This is a genomic window from Dokdonella sp. (assembly GCF_039926425.1).
Taxonomy (GTDB): Bacteria; Pseudomonadota; Gammaproteobacteria; order Xanthomonadales; family Rhodanobacteraceae; genus Dokdonella_A.
Map to the genome: position 1 here is coordinate 1 of NZ_JBDSWZ010000090.1, position 6,965 is coordinate 6,965.

The 6,965-nt window shown below is 64.2% G+C and carries 6 protein-coding genes and 1 pseudogene; 3 read left to right on the plus strand and 4 right to left on the minus strand.

The annotated features are described in order from the left end of the window. The first annotated feature begins 43 nt into the window (after nucleotides 1–43). The 3 genes from dnaG to ABIV12_RS05945 all read left to right on the plus strand — a co-directional run bounded on the left by dnaG (nucleotide 44) and on the right by ABIV12_RS05945 (nucleotide 2,852). A complete protein-coding gene (dnaG, locus tag ABIV12_RS05935) occupies nucleotides 44–1,762 on the plus strand; it encodes a DNA primase (RefSeq protein ID WP_348057240.1) in 1,719 nt (572 codons plus the stop codon). Nucleotides 1,763–2,183: 421 nt separating this feature from the next. Next, complete coding sequence (locus ABIV12_RS05940) at nucleotides 2,184–2,393, plus strand: cold-shock protein (RefSeq protein WP_348057242.1); 210 nt, start codon at nucleotides 2,184–2,186, stop codon at nucleotides 2,391–2,393. 267 nt (nucleotides 2,394–2,660) lie between these two features. Further along, nucleotides 2,661–2,852: a hypothetical protein gene (locus tag ABIV12_RS05945; protein ID WP_348057244.1), complete on the plus strand. Its 192-nt coding sequence runs from the start codon at nucleotides 2,661–2,663 to the stop codon at nucleotides 2,850–2,852. Nucleotides 2,853–2,927: 75 nt separating this feature from the next. On the opposite strand, the gene ABIV12_RS05950 is transcribed toward ABIV12_RS05945, so the two are convergent. From ABIV12_RS05950 to ABIV12_RS05965, 4 genes and pseudogenes are all read right to left on the minus strand, one after another. Beyond that, nucleotides 2,928–3,416, minus strand: coding sequence for a hypothetical protein (locus ABIV12_RS05950; RefSeq protein ID WP_348057245.1), 489 nt, complete (start codon nucleotides 3,414–3,416; stop codon nucleotides 2,928–2,930). Nucleotides 3,417–3,475: 59 nt separating this feature from the next. After that, nucleotides 3,476–4,777: an MFS transporter gene (locus tag ABIV12_RS05955; protein ID WP_348057247.1), complete on the minus strand. Its 1,302-nt coding sequence runs from the start codon at nucleotides 4,775–4,777 to the stop codon at nucleotides 3,476–3,478. 7 nt (nucleotides 4,778–4,784) lie between these two features. Continuing rightward, the gene (locus ABIV12_RS05960) at nucleotides 4,785–6,383 is read right to left on the minus strand and encodes an NAD(P)/FAD-dependent oxidoreductase (protein ID WP_348057249.1); all 1,599 of its coding nucleotides are present in this window, start codon (nucleotides 6,381–6,383) and stop codon (nucleotides 4,785–4,787) included. A gap of 117 nt (nucleotides 6,384–6,500) precedes the next feature. Continuing rightward, nucleotides 6,501–6,965, minus strand: a pseudogene (locus ABIV12_RS05965) (hypothetical protein); the annotation flags it as partial.

Here is a 6,965-nt window from a genome sequence, read left to right on the forward strand (position 1 = left end):
GCCAGCGCTCCGTCCCCGCGCCGCGTGTCATTCTTGAGCAACCATGGCCGGCCGCATCCCCGAAAAATTCATCGACGACCTCCTCGCGCGCATCGACATCGTCGACGTGATCCAGGAACGCGTGCCGTTGAAGAAATCCGGTCGCGACTGGTCGGCGCGCTGCCCGTTCCACGACGAGCGCAGCGCGTCGTTCACCGTCAGCCCGGCCAAGCAGTTCTATCACTGCTTTGGTTGCGGCGAGCACGGCAGCGCGATCGGTTTCCTGATGAAGTACGACCGGCTCGAATTTCCCGATGCGATCGAGGAACTGGCGAACCGCGCCGGGCTGAAGGTTCCGTATGAGGGCGGGAGGGAAGCGCCACGCGAGGATGCGAGCGATCTGTACATCGTGCTCGACGCCGCGGCCGGCTACTTTCGCCGCCAGCTCGCGGACAACGACGCCGCGCGGACTTATTTCGCACAGCGCGGACTCGACGACTCCGTTCTCGCGCGCTTCAATCTCGGCTATGCGCCCGAGGGCTGGGACGGATTGAAGAATGCGCTCGGCACATCGGCCGCACGCATCGCGCTGCTCGAAAAAGCCGGCCTGCTCACGCATGGTGAAAAAGGCGGCAAGTACGACCGCTTCCGCGATCGGGTGATGTTCCCGATCCTCGACCGGCGCGGTCGCACGATCGCATTTGGCGGCCGCGTCCTGGTCAAGGACGACGGTCCCAAATACCTCAATTCGCCGGAGACCCCGCTGTTCCACAAGGGTCGTGAGCTGTTCGGCCTGTGGCAGGTGCGCGAAGCCCATTCGAAGATCCCGCGGCTGATCGTCGTCGAGGGCTACATGGACGTGATCAGCCTGCACCAGTTCGGCGTGGCGCAGGCGGTGGCGACGCTGGGTACCGCCACCACACGCGACCACGCGGAAATCCTGTTTCGCCAGTGTGCGGACGTGTATTTCTGCTTCGATGGCGATCGCGCGGGCCGTCAGGCGGCATGGCGCGCGGTTGAATCGGTGTTGCCACGCATGCGCGACGGCCGCCAGGCGATGTTCCTGTTTCTGCCCGATGGCGAGGATCCGGATTCGGTGATCCGCAAGGAGGGCCTTGCAGGATTCGAGCAGCGCCTGAAGGACGCGACAACGCTGAGTGCGTTTTTTTTCCACGAGCTCGGCAAGGACGTGAACCTCGCAAGCCTCGATGGCAAGGCGCGGCTCGCCGAACGTGCCCGGCCGTTGCTGACACAGATTCCGGACGGCGCGTTCCGCGATCTGATGCTCGCGGAGCTCGACAAGACGACCGGCGTGCGGATGCAGGTGGCAGCGGTCGCCGAGTCACCCTCTCCGCGTCGCACGTCGGCGCAACCGCCCTCGCTGGTGCGCTCGGCGGTCGGGCTGCTTGTCCAGTCGCCTTCGCTGGCAACTGCCATCGAACCGCCGTGGACCTTTGCGGTGCTGCGCCTTCCCGGTATTGCACTGCTGATCGAATTGATCGGCCTGTGCCGTGCGCGCCCTGACATCACGACCGGCAGCCTGATCGAACATTTCGGAGAACGCGAAGAGGCCAAGGCGCTGCGCAAGCTCGCGATCATGGAATTCCCGGGCGGAATGGATGAGGCGCGCACCGAGTTCCTTGACGCCACCGCCCAGCTCGAACGTCAAACCCGCAACCAGCGACTCGACGATTTGTGTCGCCAGCAGGAGGAATCGGCCCTGAGCGACGACGAGAAGCAGGAATTACGCAGCCTGCTCGTCGCCAAGGGGATGGGCGTTTGAGGGGTGGCTGAGTCGCCGGGATCAGGGTCAGGAACGCCCCCTTCCGCCTTCGGCACCTTCCCCCGCTTCGCAGGGGAAGGACATCAGGAACGGAATGACACGGCGCAGCGCCGCCACGAAGGGTCCCCGGATCGAGCCGCCGTCCATCGGAGCCGCGACGCGTCAGCAGAGGCCGCAAAGGATTTCAGGACGCCGGAAGACCCCCCAGCGCGACGTCCCGTCATTTCTCGATTGGCATTGCCGCGAAAAAGCTGTATGGTGCGGGCACTGTGTTTGCCAGGGTCACTGTGAATCGTGGCCCGATGCGGTCGATCTATATGCTCGCTCCATCGCCCCTACATCGCTTTCTCCTTGCAACTCAGTCTTGGTCCGGGGTGTTCCCGGGTCGCGAATTTCCTTTTTAGAGTTTCAGGAGTTAGTCATGGCAAATCGCCAGAATGGTACGGTCAAGTGGTTCAATGATGCGAAGGGTTTCGGCTTCATCACGCCGGAAAGCGGTCCCGACCTTTTCGTGCATTTCCGCTCGATCCAGGGCGCCGGTTTCAAGAGCCTCGCCGAAGGCCAGCGCGTGAGCTTCATCGCCGTGCAGGGCCAGAAGGGCATGCAGGCTGACGAAGTGCAGGTCGCGTAAGCAACCCGCCTCGTAGCGACAACGAACCCCGGGCCGCAACGCCCGGGGTTTTTTTATGTCCATGGATGGACGATATGCGGGACATGCAGCAGAAATTTTCGGCGATGTCCTGATATGAACATGCCGAAAATGCAGGCGCAATTTCGGCATCTGCATGGATGATCGCTATTCTTTTTGCGCGGCTCTTGGTACACAGGAGCCGACCCGGCGGCCTCGCATCGGCGCCGCACACGACACATGACAACTGCCCCAGCGGCGGAGGGATCGATGGCAAAGCCCAACTACAAGTTCGACAAGCGTCAGCGTGACATCGCCAAGAAGAAAAAGCAGGACGAGAAGCTCCAGAAGAAGTTGTCCAACAAGCCCGTCGCGAAAAATCCTGACGGCACCGACGTGGTCGAGACCACCGATGCGGCGGAAGGTGTCGAGGCGACGACCGACACACCGTCGTCCCCCTGATGGTGCGGCAGAGCCGCGGCTCTGCTCGCCTGCGCGGGAGCCAGAGTCGGCTCGGACGTCAATCAACGATTGCGGTCATCTGCCATTGCACCCCGGCGTGTTGCATGGCGCCGCGGTTCGCTCGTTCATGAACTTGCTGCTCGCCTGCCGCGCGGCTTCGATGTCGCCGTAGGTGTGGCAGCTCGTGCTCACGATCCGCGATCCGGTCTGCGCGCCGCGCTCGCAGATCAGGCGGTCGCGATCTCGCAGGGTGAGGATTGAATTGACCACTTCCTGCGCATTGAACAGCTTTACGCGCATCGTCTTGTCCATCCGGTCGATCGATTCGTTGGCCGCGAACAAGGCCTGCATCGCGTCGAGGCCCTGTTCGACCTTTGCACGCTCATCGGCCTTGACGAACGCGTAGCGTCCGGCGGCCGCCATCTGCTTGCGCAGGTTCGCCGCCACGGCCTCGAACGCTTCGCGCGTGTCGGCCTTCACGACATCGCCTGTCGGCGTGGACGCCGCGGCAATGCTGACGCCGAGGGAAAGACACAGCATCAGAAACAGGCTCGCCAATCCCATGCGCACTCCATCTCGTCGGCCGCAGGACCGGTCGATGCCAGAACCGGGTGTCGGATCGGTCAACGACGCGCGTTGCGGGATTCGACGCGCGGGCGATCCGGAACGATCGCCAGCAACGCCAGTAGCGTCACCGCAGCCGCGGTGGCGAGGTAGTAGCCGACGTACGCGACACCCTTGTTCGTGGCGAGCCATGTGGCGATCGACGGCGCCAGCGATGCGCCGATGATGCCGGCGAAATTGAATGCGAGGGATGCTCCGGTATAGCGCACCGCGGTCGGAAACAACGCCGCCAGCGCGGTGCCGAGCGGACCGTACGTGAAACCCATCAGCAGGAACCCGAGCGCGAGAAAGGCGGTGGTGCCGACGATGCTGCCGCCAGTGAAAAGACGTTCGAAGGTCAACCCGAAGACGAAGATCAGGACCGTTGCGCCCATCAGCACCACACGACTGCCGCGCCGATCGGCAGCGATCGCGGACAGCGGAATGCCGATCGCGAAGAACACCACGCCAACCATCTGCATGAGCAGAAAGTCCTTGCGCGCATAGTGAAGGCCCGATGTGCCCCACGACAGGGCGAACACCGTCATCAGGTAGAACAACACGAATGTTGCGACCGCCGCGAACGTGCCTGCGAGCAACGCGCGCGCGTGATGACGGCCCACTGCCGCGATCGGCAGCCGCTCGCGTTCCTCGTTCGCGACGGCGCGCAGGAACGCCGGCGTCTCGGCCAGCCTCAGCCGCACATACAGACCCACGCCGACCAGCAGCGCACTCGCGACAAACGGGATGCGCCAGCCGAACGACAGAAACTGCGATTCGTCCAGCAGATCGCCGAGCAGCAGGAACACCGACGTCGAACAGAGGAATCCGATCGGCGCGCCGAGCTGTGGAAACATGCCGTACCACGCCTGTTTTCCCGGCGGCGCATGCTCGGTCGCGAGCAGCACCGCGCCGCCCCACTCGCCGCCGAGCCCGAGCCCCTGACCGAAGCGGCACAGCGCCAGCAGGAACGGCGCGGCGATGCCGATCGACGCATACGTTGGCAAAAGGCCGATCGCCACGGTCGATACGCCCATCGTCAGCAGCGCCGCGACCAGCGTGGCCTTGCGTCCGATGCGATCGCCGAAATGGCCGAACACCGCGGAGCCGATCGGACGCGCGAAGAACGCGAGGGCGAACGTCGCGAGCGACGACAGCAACGCCGATCCCGGATCGCTCGCTGGGAAAAACAGTGTCGGAAAAACGAGAACCGCGGCGGTCGCGTAGATGTAGAAATCGAAGAACTCGATCGTGGTGCCGATCAGGCTTGCGAACAGGACGCGGCGGGTCGAATTGGACGATGCAGTGGGTGGCAGTGTCATGCAGGCCTCAACGAAGATCGCGCACGATCACGCGCGCTGCATTGTGGCCCGGCGCACCGGTGACACCGCCGCCGGGATGCGTGCCTGCGCCGCACAGGTACAACCCGGGCAATGCGCCGCGATAATTGGCCTGACCAAGCATCGGCCGCGCACTGAACAACTGGTTGAGGCTGAGCGCACCGTGGAAGATGTCGCCGCCAAGCAAGCCGAAATCGCGTTCGAGATCGAGCGGGCTCTTGATCTGCCGTCCGAGCACCGACGCCTTGAATCCTGGCGCTGCCGCATCGACCGTCGCGATCATCAGGTCGGCGACCTCGTCCCGATGATCGTCCCATGAGCGTCCGTCGGACAGCACCGGCGCCACATGTTGGCAGAACAGGCTGGCGACATGCTGGCCGGGAGGTGCGAGCGAATCGTCGAGCGTCGACGGAATCAGCATCTCGACGATCGGCTCCTTCGACCATCCATGCGCGCGCGCATCGAGGTACGCGCGATCCATGTAGTCGAGGGTCGGCGCGAGGATGATGCCCGCGGTGTGATGGTCGCCGGGTGTCGGGCACGCACTGAAGCGGGGCAGTTCGCTCAACGCGACATTCATGCGGAACGTGCCGGAACCACAGCGCCAGTTCGCCATCCGCTCGCGTGTCGGCGCCGGCACGGTGGCGGGATCGAGCAGTCGCTCGTACAGCAGTTTCGGATTGACGTTGGCGACAACGCAACGTGCACGCAGTGCAGCGCCCTTGTCGGTGACGACGCCGACGACGCGACCGTTCTCGACGAGGACTTCGCGCACGCCTTCGCCGGTGCGGATCTCGACGCCCGCGGCCGCCGCGGATTTCGCCATCGCCTGGGTGATTGCGCCCATGCCGCCGATCGCATGACCCCACGCGCCCTTGACGCCGTTCACTTCGCCGAACACGTGATGCAGGAGCACGTACGCGCTGCCCGGGGTGTATGGACTCGCATAATTGCCGACGATGCCGTCGAAGCCGAGCACCGCCTTGATGGGATCGCTCTCGAAGAACCGCTCAAGATACTCGGCGGCCGATACGGCGAACAGGTCGAGCAGATCGGTGCGCAAGCTCGCATCGAGCGCGTTGACGCGTCGGCCGAGTTTCCCTGCGCGCAACAGTTCGGGCAATGCCTTGAGCCAGCCGCCTTCGGTGACGTTCGGCGGAGGCTCGAGGGCGACGGCGCGCAACACGTCGGCGATCGCCTCGAGTCGGCGTTCGTACTCGGTCAACCGATCGGCATCGCGACGCGAAAATTTCGCAACCTCCGCGTGCGTGCGGCCTGCACCCGTCGCGAGATAGCGACCATCCGGCAACGGCAGGAAATTGTTGAGACGTCGCTCGACGATTTTCAATCCGTGCGCGTGCAGGTCGAGGTCGGCGATCACCTTCGGTTGCAACAGCGATACCGTGTACGCCGCGACCGAGTTGCGGAATCCGGGCAGGAACTCCTCGGTGACCGCGGCTCCACCGACCACGTCTCGCCGTTCGAGCACGATGACCTTCAAGCCCGCCCTGGCGAGATAGGCGGCACAGACGAGCCCGTTGTGGCCGCCGCCCACCAGGATCGCGTCGAAGATTCTGCTGTCGGTCATCGACAAAGTATGGCGTTCGCCGGCGCCACGCGCCATCGGCTTTCAATGCGCGTTCGAGCGCCCGCAAAAAAAAAGCCCCGCATCGTGCGGGGCTTTTTGAGTTCGGCAGAAACGCCGTCAGTGCTGCTTGAGCCCGGACATGTGGCGCACACCCGGACTGTGCGGCCGCGAGGCGGTCGAGGCGGGTGCGGAGCAGTCGAGCGTCATGTCGTCGATGTAGTAGTCCGCATCCGTCGCACCACCGCCATACACGTAGCCGAACTTGATCGTGTGCGGACCGCCGTCCGCATACGCGCTGACGTCGATGGACTGCTGTGTCCACTCCGAATCAAGCCCCACCACCGCAAGATCCTCGGTCCTGATCACCGTGCCGTCGATGCTGTAGGTGACGACGTTGCTGCCGTCGCCGATGCCGTCGATGTAGCGCCAGAAGTTGAGGAAGCGCGGGGAACCGACCGGAATCACCACCGCCTGGGAAGCGGAATGTGATTCCGGATCGGTCGACTGATACCCGCCGAGCCAGCCCACATACGTGCCCGAGTGGACCTGCATCGCGCCGCCGTTCGCTTCGTCCCAGAAGAC